The sequence below is a fragment of the Pseudorhodoferax sp. LjRoot39 genome (assembly GCF_964253035.1).
GTDB lineage: Bacteria > Pseudomonadota > Gammaproteobacteria > Burkholderiales > Burkholderiaceae_C > Pseudorhodoferax.
In genome coordinates this window covers 6,042,330-6,055,873 of the sequence record NZ_CAXUQL020000001.1, presented here as the reverse complement: position 1 = coordinate 6,055,873, position 13,544 = coordinate 6,042,330, and the positions used below count along the sequence as shown (strand labels likewise).

Here is a 13,544-nt window from a genome sequence, read left to right as displayed (position 1 = left end):
ACGCCATGCAATTCCATCTGGACGGCTTTCAGGCCGGCGATCCCCGCGTCCGACCCGCTTCAGCCACCGCGCAACAGCCACGGGACCGGCCGCCGGCCCAGGTGGACGTGTTGATCGTGGGCTGCGGCCCGGCCGGCCTCACGCTGGCGGCGCAGCTGGCCGCCTTCCCCGACATCCGCACCTGCGTCGTGGAGGCCAAGGACGGCCCGCTGCAGCTGGGTCAGGCCGACGGCATCGCCTGCCGCACCATGGAGATGTTCGAAGCCTTCGGCTTCAGCGAGCGCGTGCTGCAGGAGGCTTGCTGGATCAACGAGGTGACCTTCTGGAAGCCCGGCGCGCAGGACGGCGGCATCGTGCGCCACGGCCGCGTGCAGGACACGCCGGATGGGCTTTCCGAGTTCCCGCACGTGGTGCTGAACCAGGCACGCGTGCACGACTTCTACCTGGAGCAGATGCGCAACGCGCCCGGCCGCATGGCGCCGTACTACGGCCGCAGCGTGGTCGATGTGGCGGTGGATGCGCAGGCCGCCGACCATCCCGTGACGGTGCGGCTCGCGCGTGACGGGTCGGACCAGACCGAGACCGTGCGCGCCCGCTACCTGGTCGGCTGCGACGGCGCGCGCAGCGCCGTGCGCAAGGCCATCGGTCGGCAGCTCGTGGGCGACTCGGCCAACCAGGCCTGGGGCGTGATGGACCTGCTCGCCGTGACCGACTTTCCCGACATCCGCAGCAAGGTGGCCGTGCAGTCCGAACACGGCAACCTGCTCGTGATCCCGCGCGAGGGCGGCTACCTCGTGCGCCTGTACGTGGAGATGGACAAGCTGGGCGAGGACGAACGCGCCGCCCAGCGCGGCATCACGCTGGAGCAGTTGATCGCCGCGGCGCAGCGCATCCTGCATCCTTACACCCTGGAGGTGAAGGACGTGCCCTGGTGGTCGGTCTACGAGATCGGCCAGCGCATCTGCGACCGCTACGACGACGTGCCGGCCGAGCGGGCGGGCCAGCAACTGCCGCGCGTGTTCATCGCCGGCGACGCCTGCCACACCCACAGCCCCAAGGCCGGGCAGGGCATGAATGTCTCCATGCAGGACAGCTTCAACCTGGGCTGGAAGCTGGCGGCCGTGCTGCGCGGCCAGTGCACCCCGGCACTGCTGAGCAGCTACACCGAAGAGCGCCAGGCCGTGGCCCAGCAGCTCATCGACTTCGACCGCGACTGGGCGCGCATGTTCAGCGACCGGCCCGCCGAGGGCGGCGCCGGTGGCGTGGACCCCAAGGCCTTCCAGCGTTACTTCGAGCAGCATGGCCGCTTCACGGCCGGCGTGGGCACGCAGTACCGGCCCTCGCTGGTCTGCGGCGACGCCGCGCACCAGGCGCTGGCCAGCGGCTTCGTGGTCGGCACGCGCTTCCACTCCGCGCCCGTGGTGCGCGTGGCCGATGCCAGGCCGCTGCAGCTGGGCCACGTGGCGCGCGCCGACGGCCGCTGGCGGCTGTACGCCTTCGCCGCAGCCGGCGACCACCGGGATGCCAGCACCGGCCTGCGTGCGCTGTGCCGCTTCCTTGCCGAGGCGCCGGACTCGCCGGTGCGCCGCTACACGCCGGCTGGCCAGGACCCGGACGCCGTGTTCGACCTGCGCGCCGTGTTCCCGCAGCGGCACGACGAACTGGCGTTGGAAGCCATGCCGCCGCTGCTGCTGCCGCGCAAGGGCCGGCACGGCCTCATCGACTACGAGAAGGTCTTCGCGGCCGACGACAGGCCGGGGCAGGGCATCTACGCGTTGCGCGGCATCGCCCGCGCACGCGGGGCGCTGGTGGTGGTGCGGCCGGACCAGTACGTGGCGCAGGTGCTGCCGCTGGATGCGCACCAGGCGCTGGCCGGCTTCTTCGCCGGCTTCATGCAGGCGGCTTAACGCCGCGCCGGCAGCGTTTCCAGCAGCTCGGCCGCACGGTCCAGGTCGAACCGGGCCAGCGCCTGTTCGACCTGGGCCGCATGCTGCGCGAGCCCCTGGCCGCGCAGGCGTTGCAGCAGGACGGGCAGGTCTGCCTCGCCTTGCTCGCCGTTGCGCAGGGCAGCCGCCGTGGCACGCAGCGAGTCGTGCCAGGGCTGCTCGTCGGGGTCGGGCGCATCGAACAGTGCCTGCAGGCCGGCGGGCAAGGGTGCTTCGTGCAGGGAAGTGGAAGGCGCGCCGTCGGCGGCCTGCGTGGCCCGCGGCACGGCGCCGTCCTGCAGCGGCACCAGCACGCGGAACACGCTGCCCTGGCCGGGCGTGCTCTGCAGCGTGAGCGTGCCGCCCATGCGTTCGACCAGTTGCCGCGCCAGCGTGACGCCCAGGCCCGTGCCGCCGAAGCGCCGGCTGGCCGAACCATCGGCCTGGGAAAAGGCTTCGAAGATGCGGGCCTGGTCCTGCGCCGCGATGCCGATGCCGGTGTCGTGCACGGCCAGCAGCACCTGGCCCTGCTGGCGCGCCAGCTGCAGCCGCACGGTGCCCTGTTCGGTGAACTTGACGGCGTTGTCCAGCAGCTTGTCCAGCACCTGGCGCAGCCGTGCGCCATCGCCGCGAAAGGCATCGGCCATGCCGGGCTCGGTGTCCAGCCGCAGCGCCAGGCCCTTGCGCTCGGCCGCCGCGTGCTGGATGGCCAGGGCCTCCTGCGCGAGGGCGCGCAACGAGAAGTCGGCCGTCTCGCACTGCAACTGGCTGCGTTCGAGCTTGGCCATGTCCAGGATGTCGTTCATGAGCCGCAGCAGCGCGGTGGCGGCCTGGCGCACCTTGAAGACGTACTGGCGCTGCAGCGTGTCGAGCTCGTTGCGCAGCACGATCTCGGAGAAACCGATGATGGCGTTCAGCGGCGTGCGCACCTCGTGACCCATGTTGGCAAGAAACGTGGTCTTGGCCGCCACGGCCTGTTCGGCGCGGTCCTTGGCGTCGCGCAGCGCCTGCTCCATGGCCTTGCGTTCGCTGATGTCCACCACCACGCCGTCCAGCCACAGCACGCGGCCCGTGGCATCGCGCACGGCCTTGCCGCGCTCCCAGGCCCAGAAACTGTGGCCGGCGCGGTGCACGGCGCGGTATTCGAGCGTGTAGCTGCGGTCGGCATCGATGGCGGCCTGCACCTCCGCCGTCACGCGTGCATGGTCATCCGGGTGCACCAGTTCGCGCAGCAATTCGGGCGAGGCCAGGTAGTCGGCCGGCGACCAGCCCGACAGCGCCTGCACCGCTTCGCTGATGAACAACACGGTCCAGTTCTCATCGGCGGTGCAGCGGTAGGCCGCGCCAGGCATGCTGTTGATCAGCGAGGCATACAGGGTCTCGCGCTGCTGGGCGTGCAGGGCGGCCGTCCGCAAGCTCTCGATGGTGCGCGCGGTGGCGTCATCGGCGGCCTGCCGTTGCCGCAGCGCCTCGGCCGCCTCGCCCGGCTGCGGCGACGCGCGGCGAGCGGCGCGCAGCGCACGCCACTGCCGCCATGCGACCGTCGCCGCCAAGGTCAGCAGAAACACCAGTGCCAGGCACACGAGCTCGAGCGTGGCCATGCCGAACGGCGGGCTGGGTGGCGGCGAAAGCGGAGAGGTCGGCATCCCCTGGGGCCTGGCTGGATGGAAGGGCTGCGCTGGCGCAGCGGCTGCGCCACTATAGGAAGCAACTCGCTCTTATTTCACACATATGCGGTGGCCAATCCGCCCGATGTGATGACTTTCGCACAGTTCTCCAGGCTTTTTGGACTGCATACAGGTGCCGCCGGGCCACGTGAACCGGCCGCCGCTGGGCCGGGTCCAGTCGCGCCTCAGTAGCCGGAGCGGTCGCCTGGCGTGCCGTTCTGGCCGAGACCGAAGTCCGCCGCCAGTTGGCGCGTGGCCTGGGCCAGCAGGCTCACGTCCACACCGACCGCCACGAAGCGCGCGCCCAGCGCCAGGTAGCGGCGTGCAAGCGCTGCATCGCCCGTCAGGATGCCGGCGGCCTTGCCGCTGGCGACGATGGTGGCGATGCCGTTCTCGATGGCGGCCTGCACCTCGGGGTGGCCTGGGTTGCCGCGGTGGCCCATGGAAGCGGCCAGGTCTGCCGGGCCGATGAACACACCATCGACGCCGTCGACGGCGCAGATCGCCTCCAGGTTGCGCAGTGCCGTGGCGGTCTCGGCCTGCACCAGCAGGCAGACCTCGGCATTGGCCTCGTCCAGATAGCGGGTACGGGTGTTCCAGCGGGACGCGCGCGCGATGGCCGAGCCCACGCCGCGCACGCCCTCGGGCGGATAGCGCGTGGCGGCCACCATGGCGCGGGCCTGCGCGGCCGTGTCGACCATGGGCACGAGCAGGTTGCGCGCGCCGATGTCCAGCAGCTGCTTGACCAGCGCCGTGCTGCCTTCCACCGCGCGCACCACGGGCTGGCCGCGGTAGGGCGCCACGGCCTGCAGCTGCGCGAGGATGCCGCGCAGGTCGTTGGGCGCGTGTTCGCCGTCGACCAGCAGCCAGTCGAAGCCGGCCGTGGCGCAGATCTCGGCCGTGTACGCCTCGGCCAGCGAGAGCCACAGCCCGATCTGCGGCTGGCCGGCGGCCAGTGCGGCCTTGAAGGGATTGCCCATGCTTTTGTTCATCCGAAATGGCACGACACCGTGCCGAAGTCACCATAGTCCGCGACGATGGTATCGCCCTTGGCGACCTCGATCGGCCGGATGAAGGAGCCCGCCAGCACCACCTCGCCGGCCTGCAGCGTCACGCCGTGGCGGTGCAGCCGGTTGGCCAGCCAGGCGATGCCGTAGCCCGGGTGGTTCAGCACGCCGGCCGCCAGGCCGGTCTCCTCGACCTCGCCGTTCTTGCTGACGATGGCGCCGATGCGGCGCATGTCGGCGTCGACGAGCTGCGGCTTGAACGGCCGCCCGCCCAGCACCAGCGCGCAGTTGGCGGCGTTGTCGGAGATGGTGTCCAGCACCGTGCGCGGCCTCTTCGTGGCCGGGTCCACGCGGTGCATCCGGGCGTCCAGGATCTCGAGCGCTGGCGTCACATAGGCCGTGGCGTCGAGCACGTCGAACAGCGTGCAGTCCGGGCCAGAGAGCGGTTTGTCGAGCACGAAGGCCAGTTCGGCCTCGATGCGCAGCGCGAGGTAGCGGTCCGTGGGGACCACCGCGCCGTCGCGAAAGAACATGTCGTCCAGCAGCACGCCGAAGTCGGGCTCGGCGATGCCCACCGCGCGCTGCATGGCCTTGGAGGTCAGGCCGATCTTGTGTCCTTTCACGCGGCGGCCCGCGCGCTGCTTGAGCGCCATCCAGGCGGCCTGGACCGCGTAGGCGTCCTCGATCTGCATGCCCGGGTGCTGCAGCGAGACGATGGGGCAGGGCTGGCGCGTCTCCTCGGCCTGCTGCAGCTGCGCCGCGATGGCCTCGACGGTGGCGGTGTCCAGGCTCATCGCGCCACCTCCTCGTCGCGCACGGGGTTGGACAGCGTGCCGATGCCGTCCACCGTGACCTCCACGCGGTCGCCGGCCTTGAGGAAGCGCGGCGGGTCGAAGCGGATGCCGGCGCCGATCGGCGTGCCGGTGGCGATCAGGTCGCCCGGCTTGAGCGTGATGAAGGTCGACAGGTAGGTGATGAGGTGCGCGAAGTCGAACATCAGGCTGGCCGTGGTGTCGTCCTGGCGCAGCTCGCCGTTCACGTGCGTCGTGAGGTGCAGGCTGTCGTAGCCTGCGGCGAACTCGTCGGCCGTGACGATCCAGGGGCCGATGGCGCCCGAGCCCTGCCAGTTCTTGCCCTGCGTGACGTTGAACTTGGCGTGGTGCACCCAGTCGCGGATGGTGCCCTCGTTCATGATGGTCAGCCCGCCGATGGCGGCCAGCGCCTCCTCGCGCGAGGCGGCGCGGCGCACGCTGCGGCCGATGGCGATGACGATCTCGCCCTCGTAGTCCAGCTGTTGCGACTCGGGCGGCGCCAGCAGCGCCTCGCCATGGCCGACGAAGGAGTCGGGAAAGCGCACGAAGATGCTGGGGTGCTGCGGCAGCGCGCTGCCGTCCTTGTACTCGGCGTTGCGGTGCGCATAGTTCACGCCGATGCACAGGATCTTCTCGGGCTGCTGCACTGGCACGAGCAGTTGCACGTCGGACAGCCGCAGGTCAGGCTGTGCGCCGGCCAGCGCGGCACGCGTCTGCTGCAGCGCATCCGCGCCGCCTTCGAGCAGGGCCTTGACCGAGGCGATGCCGGGCAGGCGGCGCGTGAGGTCGACGATGCCGCCGTCGATGGCGGCGCCCCAGCGCACGGCGCCCTGGGACCGGAAGGTGACGAGTTTCATGGGGTGTCGAAGCCGAAGAAGGTGGCGGGATTGCTGACCAGCAGCTTGTGCAGCGTGGCGGCGTCGGGTGCGAAGCGGTAGACCAGTTCCAGCAGGTCGCCCTCGTTGGGTGGCTGCTTGACCGAGACCGGGTGCGGCCAGTCGCTGCCCCAGACACAGCGCTCCGGCGCGGCGCGGATCAGCCGGCGCGCGAGCGGCAGCACGTCGTCCCAGGGGAAGCCGGCCTGGGAGGTCTTCTCCGACAGCGACAGCATGACCCAGAAGTTGCCGCGGCCCAGCAGTTCGACGAGCTTGGCCAGGCCCGGGTCGGCCTCGCCCCGGGCCAGGTCGGGTCGGCCCATGTGGTCGATCAGCACCGGGATCTCCAGGTGCTCGAAGGCGGCGATCTGCTCGGCGATGCCGCTGGCCTCGGGCTGCACCTTCACGTACCAGCCCATTTCGCGGCAGCGGTCGAAGGCGCGCTGCTGCTCGGCAGGCAGGAGGCTGATGCCCAGGCCCGCACGCGTGAAGCGCGCCCCGCGCACGCCGGCGTCGTGCAGCTTGTGCAGGTAGGCATCGTCGCGCTCGCTCAGCACGGCGGCGTTGGCACAGGCCAGGTAGTGGCGCGGGCCCTTGCCGTTGAGGCCGGCCAGCGCGTCCAGCACCACCGTGTGGTCGGCGCCATAGGTCGTGGCCTGCACGATCACGCCGCGCTGGATGCCCAGGGTGCGGTGCAGGGCCTGGGCGACCTGCCAGGTCGCGGTCGGCATGGTGTAGGCCGCGCCGGGGCGCACGGGGTACTGCTCGGGCGGACCGAACACATGGAACTGGCTGTCGCAGGCCAGGGCCGGCGGCAGCGGGCTCGGAGCGCGCGGGTGCGGGTCGAAGGGCAGGTAGTCGGGCATGGTCAGGCGATGTAGGCGGTGAAGTCGCACTCGATGAGCTTGCCCATGTCGAGGTCGGCTTGCATGGTGTGGCGTGCCGGGCGCGTGGCGGCGTCCGGGAACATCTCGAGCCAGGGTGCGTTGAGCGCGGGCCGCTGCGTGCGGTCCTTCATCCAGACCGTGAGCTTGACGACGTCGTCCGTGCTGCCGCCCGCGGCCTCGACGATGCGGCGCACGTTGTCCAGCATGAAGCGGCACTGCGCCTCGATGGTGGCGGCTGGCTTGCCCGTGACCGGGTCGTTGCCCTGGATGCTGCCGCTCATGAGCAGCGGGCCGATGCGGCAGCCCGCAGGGATCGGGTTCTTGTGGCTGAAGCCCTCGACGTAGATGCTGGTGCGGCCCGTCGGGGCCTCACGTGGGAGGCGGGTGTTGTCCATGTTCACTCTGCACTGATGTTGGATTGCTGGATGACCTTGGTCCACTGGGCATCCTCCTTGGCGAGGAACTGGCCGAACTGCTCGGGCGTCATGCCGCGCGCTTCGGCGCCCAGGTTCACGAACTTGTCTTGCACGGCCTTGTCAGCCAGGATCTTCTGCAGCGCACCCGAGAACTTCACGACGATGTCCTTGGGCGTGCCGGCCGGCGCCATCACGCCCGTGAAGGTCTCGGCGCTGAAGCCCGGGAAGCCCGATTCAGCCAAGGTGGGTACGTCGGGCAGGCTCGGTAGCCGCTTGGCCGAGGTCACGACCAGCGCGCGCGTGCGGCCCTGCGCGATGAAGGGCTGCGCCACGGACAGCTGGTCGAAGTTGAAGTCCACCTGGCCACCCAGCAGGTCGGTGGTGGCCGGTGCGTTGCCCTTGTAGTGGGCGGTGGTCCACTTGGCGCCCGTGGCGCTCTGCAGGTACTCGCTGACGAGGTGGTTGGTCGTGCCCGCACCGGGCGAGGCCATGGTGATGCGCCCCGGCGCATGCTTGGCCGCGGCCAGGAACTCGGCGAAGGTCTTGTACGGCAGCTTGGGGTTGACCTGCAGCAGCAGCGGCGTGAACGAGACCGAGCCCACCGGCGTGAAGTCCTTCTTCCAGTCGTAGGCCGCGCGCCGGAAGATGATGGGCGAGAACAGGATGGGGCCGTTGGCGCCCATGAAGAAGGTGGTGCCGTCGGGGGCCGATCTGGCCACGTGCTCGCCCGCGATGAGGCCGCCCGCGCCGGGCTTGTTGTCGACGATGAAGGGCTGCTTGAAGACCTGCTGCAACTGCTCGCTGATGACGCGCGCGGCGCTGTCGACGTTGCCGCCGGGCGGGTAGGGCAGCACCAGGCGCACGGGCTTGTCGGGCCAGGCCTGGGCCTGGGCAGGGGCGGCGAACTGGCCGAAGGCGATGGCCGTGGCGGCCAGCAGGGTCAGGGCTTTCATGTGATGTCTCTCCATGTGTTTGTGCAAAGGCGGCAACGGCGCCGGAGGTGGCGTCGCATGGCCTGGACTCTACGGAGCGGGCTGGATTTGCTGCAACGCAATAACTCGAATTTGTTCCACACTATGGACGTTTGCACGATGTGGGCCTCACCGCACGGTGCGCTGCATCCGGACAATGCGGCCATCCCATCCAACGAGACATCCAGCGCATGCAGATCACCGCCGAATCCCTCACGCCCGAAGCCACCTACCGCCTGTTGTCCGGCGTGGTCGTGCCGCGGCCCATCGCCTGGATCACCACGCTGAACGAGGACGGCGTGGTCAACCTCGCGCCGTTCTCGTGCTTCACCTTCGTGTCGAACAAGCCGCCCATGCTGGGCGTGAACATCGGCCGCAAGCGTGGCGCGCGCAAGGATACGGGCGCCAACATCCACGCCATGCGCGAGTTCGTCGTCAACATCGGGCACAGCGGCCAGCTGCACGCCATCCACGAGAGCAGCGTGGAGCACGCGCCCGACGTCAGCGAGGCCGAACTGCTGGGGCTGGCCACGGCCCCTGGCACGACGGTGCGCACGCCGCGCCTGCGCGACGCGCCCGTGGCCATGGAGTGCAGGCTCGACCGCGTGATCGAGTTCGGCACCACCGGGGCCGAGTTCATCGTCGGCGAGATCACCATGTTCCATCTGCGTGACAGCCTGTACCGCGACGGCAAGGTGCAGACGAAGGAGCTCGACCCGGTCTGCCGTATCGGCGGGCCGAACTACGCGACGCTGGGCGAGATCGTCACGCTGCGCGCCGTGCCGCAGACGGCGAAAGCCGAGATGCCGTGAGCGTTGAGGCGCCCACCCGCAGCACCGATGGCGCGCAGAGCATCCGCCGCGCGCTGGCCGTGCTGCGCATCGTGGCGGCGGGCCAGGAGCTGGGCGTGCGCCTGGTCGATGTGGTGCGTGCCTGCGGGCTGAACCGGCCGACGGCGCACCGCATCCTGCGCGTGCTTGTCGAGGAGGGCGCCTGCGAGCAGGACCTGGCCACGCGGCGCTACCTCATCGGTGGCGAGGTCGCGCTGCTGGGCCTGGCGCGGCGCGCGCGCTTTCCGCTGCGCGGCCTGGCCGAGCCGCATCTGCGCGCGCTCGGCGAGTCGCTGGGCGACACCACTTTCTTGACCATCCGCAACGGCGACGATTCGGTGTGTCTGGCGCGCTGCGTGGGCAGCTACCCGGTCAAGGTGCTGTCGATCGAGGTGGGCGCGCGCCGGCCGCTGGGCGTGGGCGTCAGCGGCCTGGTGCTGCTGGCCTCGCTGCCCGAGGACGAGATGCGCGAGGTGGTGCAGCGCAACCGCCAGCGCCTGCTGGCCATGCAGATCGACCCCGACGAGCTGCTGCGCCGCGCCGCCCGCGTGCGCCGCCAGGACCATGCCTTCGCGGCCGTGGGCGTGGTGCCCGGCTCGCGCGCCGTGGCCGTGCCGGTGCGCGACGCCGAGGGCCGCACCATCGCCGGCATCGCCGTGGCCACCGTCACGGCGCGCATGCCGGCCAGCCGCGTGCCCGAGGTGGTGCAGGCCATGGCGGCCGAGGCTGCGGCCATCACGGCGCAGCTGGGCGGGCAGGCGCGGCCGCGCAGGCCCGTTTAGGCTGTCGCGACGGCGGCCGCCAACGCCTGGCCGAGCTCGGTGGTCGAAGCCTGGCCGCCCAGGTCGCGCGTGCGCGGCCCCTCGCGCAGCACCTGCTCGATGGCGCGCACGATGGCGTCGTGCGCCTCACGCTGGCCCAGGAAGTCCAGCATCAGCGCGGCCGACCAGACCATGGCGATGGGGTTGGCGATGTTCTGGCCGAAGATGTCGGGCGCCGAGCCGTGCACGGGCTCGAACAGCGAGGGGAAGCTGCGCTCGGGGTTCAGGTTGGCCGAGGGCGCGAGGCCAATGGTGCCGGTGCAGGCCGGCCCCAGGTCCGACAGGATGTCGCCGAACAGGTTGCTGGCCACCACCACGTCGAAGCGCTGCGGCTGCAGCACGAAGCGCGCGGTCAGGATGTCGATGTGCTGCTTGTCCACCGTCACGCCGGGGTAGGCCTGGGCCACGGCGTCGGCGCGGCTGTCCCACCAGGGCATGCTGATCGCGATGCCGTTGCTCTTGGTGGCCACGGTCAGGTGCTTGCGCTGGCGCGACTGCGCGAGCTCGAACGCGTACTTGAGCACGCGGTCGGTGCCGAAGCGGCTGAACACCGATTCCTGGATCACGATCTCGCGCTCCGTGCCCGGGTACATGGTGCCGCCCAGGTTGGTGTATTCGCCCTCGGTGTTCTCGCGCACGATGTAGAAATCGATGTCGCCGGCCTTGCGCCCGGCCAGCGGGCAGGGCACGCCCTCGAACAGGCGGGCGGGCCGCAGGTTGATGTACTGATCGAACTCGCGCCGGAACTTCAGCAGCGAGCCCCACAGCGACACATGGTCGGGCACGGTGGCGGGCCAGCCGACCGCGCCGAACAGGATCGCGTCCTGCGGCTGCAGCTGGGCCTTCCAGTCGTCCGGCATCATCTGGCCGTGCTGTTGGTAGTAATCGCAGCTGGCCCAGGCGATGGGCGTGACCTGCAACTCGAAGCCGAAGCGGCTGGCGGCGGCTTCCAGCACGCGCAGGCCCTCGGGCATGACTTCCTGGCCGATGCCGTCGCCGGGAATGCTGGCGATGCGCAGCGTCTTCTTCTGAATGCTCATGGTGTTCGTGGTGTGGTCAGTAGGCGTTGCCGCGGGGGGCGGGGGCCGGGGCGGCGCCCAGGCCGAAGTCGGCCGAGAGCTTGCGCGCGGCCTGCACCATCAGCGTGATGTCGATGCCGACGGCGACGAAGGTCGCGCCCAGTTCCAGGTAACGGCGCGCGAGAGCGGCGTCGCCGGTCAGGGTGCCGGCCGCCTTGCCGCTCGCGACGATGGTGGTGATGGCCTGCTCGATGGCGGCCTGCACGGCGGGGTGGCCCGGGTTGCCGCGCTGGCCCATGGATGCGGCCAGGTCGGCCGGGCCGATGAACACGCCGTCCACGCCGTCGACGGCGCAGATGGCATCCAGGTTCTTCAGCGCCGTCGCGGTTTCGGCCTGCACCAGCAGGCAGATCTCGCCATTGGCTTCGTTCAGGTAGTCGCGCCGTGCGCCCCAGCGCGAGGCGCGTGCCACGGCCGCGCCCACGCCGCGCACGCCCTCGGGCGGGTAGCGCGTGGCGGCCACGAGCGCGCGCGCCTGCTCGGGCGTGTCGACCATGGGCACCAGCAGGTTCTGCACGCCGATGTCCAGCAGCTGCTTGATCAGCGCGGTCTGGCCCTCGACGGCGCGCACCACCGGCTGGGCGCCGTAGGGCGCCACGGCCTGCAACTGCGCCAGCGTGCTGCGCACGTCGTTGGGCGCATGCTCGCCGTCGATCAGCAGCCATTGGAAGCCGGTCGTGGCGCAGGCCTCGGCCGAGTACGGGGTGGCCATGGACAGCCACAGGCCGACCTGGGCCTGGCGCGCGGCCAGGGCTTGTTTGAATGCGGTCATGCTCAATCCAGTTGGCCCTGACAGATGTACTTGGTGTGCAGGTAGTCCTCGAGCCCGTGCACCGAGCCCTCGCGGCCGTAGCCCGATTCCTTGACGCCGCCGAAGGGCGCGGCCTCGGCCGAGATCGCGCCTTCGTTGATGCCGACGATGCCGGTCTCCAAGGCGTCGGCCACCCGCCAGATGCGGCGCACATCCTGGCTGTAGAAGTAGCCGGCCAGGCCGAAGGGCGTGGCGTTGGCTGCGGCGATCACTTCTGCTTCGGATGCGAAGCGTGTGATGGGCACCACGGGGCCGAAGGTTTCCTCGCAGCTGCAGGCCATGCTGGCGTCGGCGCCCGTCAACACCGTGGGCGCGTAGTAGGTGGGCCCCAGGTCCGGCAGCAGCTTGCCGCCCGTCAGCACGCTGGCGCCGCGCGCGCGTGCGTCCTGCACATGGCGCGCGATCTTCTCGACCGCGCGTGCGTTGATCATCGGCCCGATCTGCGAGGCCGCATCCGTGGCCGGGCCGACCTGGAGCGCCGCCACGCGCGTGGCCAGCTTGTCGGCGAAGGCGTCGTGCACCTTCTCGTGCACGAACACGCGGTTGGGGCACACGCAGGTCTGGCCGCCGTTGCGGAACTTGGAGGCCATGAGGCCGTCCACGGCCGCGTCCAGGTCGGCGTCCTCGAACACGATGAAGGGGGCGTTGCCGCCCAGCTCCAGCGAGAGCTTCTTGAGGGTGTCGGCGGAGCGGCGCGCCAGGTGCTTGCCCACGGGCGTGGAGCCCGTGAAGGTGATCTTGCGCACGCGGGCGTCGTCCAGCCAGACGTCCACCACCTCGGGCGTGCGTTCGCGCGAGGCCGTCACGATGTTGAGCACGCCGGCCGGCACGCCCGCCTGCTCGGCCAGGTGCACCAGCGCGAGCGAGGTCAGCGGCGTGTCTTCGGCGGGCTTGCAGACCACGGTGCACCCTGCTGCCAGGGCCGGCGCGATCTTGCGCGCGATCATCGCGGCCGGGAAGTTCCAGGGCGTGATGGCGGCCACCACGCCGACCGGCTCCTTGAGCGCGAACATGCGCCGGCCCGGCAGCGGCGCGGGGATCACCTCGCCGTTCATGCGCGTGGCCTCTTCGGCGAACCAGGCGATGTAGCTCGCGGCGTAGGCCACCTCGCCCTTGCCTTCGGCCAGCGGCTTGCCCTGTTCGCGCGAGATCAGGCGGCCGAGGTCGTCCTGGTGGGCCAGGACCAGATCGTTCCAGCGGCGCACGGTCTGCGCGCGCTGTTTGGCCGGGACCTTGCGCCAACTGGCGAAGGCAGCGTGGGCCGCATCGACGGCGGCGCGCGCTTCGTCGGCGCCCGAATCGGGCACCTCGGTGATCAGGGCGCCCGTGGCCGGGTCGGTCACGGCCAGGCGCGGGCCGCTGGCCTCGCGCCACTGGCCGGCGATGAAGTTGGCGCTGCGCAGCAGCGTGGTGTCTGTCAGGTTCAGGTTCATGTGGGGGAAG

General features: G+C 70.8%; 13 protein-coding genes. 3 read left to right on the top strand and 10 right to left on the bottom strand.

Features of this window, described 5'->3' with window-relative positions; all coding sequences use genetic code 11:
• Positions 1 to 5 precede the first annotated feature (5 nt).
• Entirely contained in the window at positions 6 to 1,907 is a 1,902-nt protein-coding gene (locus ACSQ4M_RS28260; protein ID WP_436192706.1) for an FAD-binding monooxygenase, read from the top strand.
• Here ACSQ4M_RS28260 and ACSQ4M_RS28255 read toward each other — a convergent pair.
• From ACSQ4M_RS28255 to ACSQ4M_RS28225, 7 genes are all read right to left on the bottom strand, one after another.
• Complete coding sequence (locus ACSQ4M_RS28255) at positions 1,904 to 3,571, bottom strand: ATP-binding protein (RefSeq protein ID WP_436192705.1); 1,668 nt, start codon at positions 3,569 to 3,571, stop codon at positions 1,904 to 1,906. The two genes, ACSQ4M_RS28260 and ACSQ4M_RS28255, sit on opposite strands and share 4 nt — an antisense overlap.
• A gap of 206 nt (positions 3,572 to 3,777) precedes the next feature.
• Positions 3,778 to 4,572: a 4-hydroxy-2-oxoheptanedioate aldolase gene (hpaI, locus tag ACSQ4M_RS28250; protein ID WP_436192704.1), complete on the bottom strand. Its 795-nt coding sequence runs from the start codon at positions 4,570 to 4,572 to the stop codon at positions 3,778 to 3,780.
• Positions 4,573 to 4,580: 8 nt separating this feature from the next.
• On the bottom strand, positions 4,581 to 5,393 hold the full coding sequence (hpaH, locus tag ACSQ4M_RS28245; protein ID WP_436192703.1) for a 2-oxo-hept-4-ene-1,7-dioate hydratase: 813 nt from the start codon (positions 5,391 to 5,393) through the stop codon (positions 4,581 to 4,583).
• The gene (locus tag ACSQ4M_RS28240; protein WP_436192702.1) at positions 5,390 to 6,268 is read right to left on the bottom strand and encodes a fumarylacetoacetate hydrolase family protein; all 879 of its coding nucleotides are present in this window, start codon (positions 6,266 to 6,268) and stop codon (positions 5,390 to 5,392) included. The genes hpaH and ACSQ4M_RS28240 overlap by 4 nt, the downstream gene beginning before the upstream one ends.
• The gene (locus tag ACSQ4M_RS28235) at positions 6,265 to 7,152 is read right to left on the bottom strand and encodes an amidohydrolase family protein (RefSeq protein WP_436192701.1); all 888 of its coding nucleotides are present in this window, start codon (positions 7,150 to 7,152) and stop codon (positions 6,265 to 6,267) included. Before ACSQ4M_RS28235 ends, ACSQ4M_RS28240 begins: the two co-directional genes overlap by 4 nt.
• 2 nt (positions 7,153 to 7,154) lie before the next feature.
• A complete protein-coding gene (locus tag ACSQ4M_RS28230) occupies positions 7,155 to 7,568 on the bottom strand; it encodes a RidA family protein (RefSeq protein ID WP_436192700.1) in 414 nt (137 codons plus the stop codon).
• 2 nt (positions 7,569 to 7,570) lie between these two features.
• Complete coding sequence (locus ACSQ4M_RS28225) at positions 7,571 to 8,542, bottom strand: Bug family tripartite tricarboxylate transporter substrate binding protein (protein ID WP_436192699.1); 972 nt, start codon at positions 8,540 to 8,542, stop codon at positions 7,571 to 7,573.
• Between the two features lie 209 nt (positions 8,543 to 8,751).
• Between ACSQ4M_RS28225 and ACSQ4M_RS28220 the strand changes: the two genes are divergently transcribed.
• Positions 8,752 to 9,372 carry a flavin reductase family protein gene (locus tag ACSQ4M_RS28220; protein WP_436192698.1) on the top strand — a complete coding sequence of 207 codons (621 nt, stop codon included), beginning with the start codon at positions 8,752 to 8,754 and terminating at the stop codon, positions 9,370 to 9,372.
• A complete protein-coding gene (locus tag ACSQ4M_RS28215) occupies positions 9,369 to 10,172 on the top strand; it encodes an IclR family transcriptional regulator (RefSeq protein WP_436192697.1) in 804 nt (267 codons plus the stop codon). Before ACSQ4M_RS28220 ends, ACSQ4M_RS28215 begins: the two co-directional genes overlap by 4 nt.
• Here ACSQ4M_RS28215 and ACSQ4M_RS28210 read toward each other — a convergent pair.
• From ACSQ4M_RS28210 to ACSQ4M_RS28200, 3 genes are read right to left on the bottom strand one after another with little or no spacing between them, the layout of a single operon-like run.
• On the bottom strand, positions 10,169 to 11,251 hold the full coding sequence (locus ACSQ4M_RS28210; protein ID WP_436192696.1) for a tartrate dehydrogenase: 1,083 nt from the start codon (positions 11,249 to 11,251) through the stop codon (positions 10,169 to 10,171). The two genes, ACSQ4M_RS28215 and ACSQ4M_RS28210, sit on opposite strands and share 4 nt — an antisense overlap.
• A gap of 16 nt (positions 11,252 to 11,267) precedes the next feature.
• Entirely contained in the window at positions 11,268 to 12,062 is a 795-nt protein-coding gene (gene hpaI, locus ACSQ4M_RS28205; protein ID WP_436192695.1) for a 4-hydroxy-2-oxoheptanedioate aldolase, read from the bottom strand.
• A gap of 2 nt (positions 12,063 to 12,064) precedes the next feature.
• Positions 12,065 to 13,534, bottom strand: coding sequence for an NAD-dependent succinate-semialdehyde dehydrogenase (locus ACSQ4M_RS28200; protein ID WP_436192694.1), 1,470 nt, complete (start codon positions 13,532 to 13,534; stop codon positions 12,065 to 12,067).
• Between the last annotated feature and the right edge of the window lie 10 nt (positions 13,535 to 13,544).

Coding starts and splice junctions, on each gene's coding strand:
- hpaI (WP_436192695.1), bottom strand. CDS start 12,062: ATGACCGCATTCAAACAAGCCCTGGCCGCGCGCCAGGCCCAGGTCGGC.
- ACSQ4M_RS28225 (WP_436192699.1), bottom strand. CDS start 8,542: ATGAAAGCCCTGACCCTGCTGGCCGCCACGGCCATCGCCTTCGGCCAG.
- ACSQ4M_RS28255 (WP_436192705.1), bottom strand. CDS start 3,571: ATGCCGACCTCTCCGCTTTCGCCGCCACCCAGCCCGCCGTTCGGCATG.
- ACSQ4M_RS28220 (WP_436192698.1), top strand. CDS start 8,752: ATGCAGATCACCGCCGAATCCCTCACGCCCGAAGCCACCTACCGCCTG.
- ACSQ4M_RS28200 (WP_436192694.1), bottom strand. CDS start 13,534: ATGAACCTGAACCTGACAGACACCACGCTGCTGCGCAGCGCCAACTTC.
- hpaH (WP_436192703.1), bottom strand. CDS start 5,393: ATGAGCCTGGACACCGCCACCGTCGAGGCCATCGCGGCGCAGCTGCAG.
- ACSQ4M_RS28210 (WP_436192696.1), bottom strand. CDS start 11,251: ATGAGCATTCAGAAGAAGACGCTGCGCATCGCCAGCATTCCCGGCGAC.
- ACSQ4M_RS28230 (WP_436192700.1), bottom strand. CDS start 7,568: ATGGACAACACCCGCCTCCCACGTGAGGCCCCGACGGGCCGCACCAGC.
- ACSQ4M_RS28235 (WP_436192701.1), bottom strand. CDS start 7,152: ATGCCCGACTACCTGCCCTTCGACCCGCACCCGCGCGCTCCGAGCCCG.
- hpaI (WP_436192704.1), bottom strand. CDS start 4,572: ATGGGCAATCCCTTCAAGGCCGCACTGGCCGCCGGCCAGCCGCAGATC.
- ACSQ4M_RS28260 (WP_436192706.1), top strand. CDS start 6: ATGCAATTCCATCTGGACGGCTTTCAGGCCGGCGATCCCCGCGTCCGA.
- ACSQ4M_RS28240 (WP_436192702.1), bottom strand. CDS start 6,268: ATGAAACTCGTCACCTTCCGGTCCCAGGGCGCCGTGCGCTGGGGCGCC.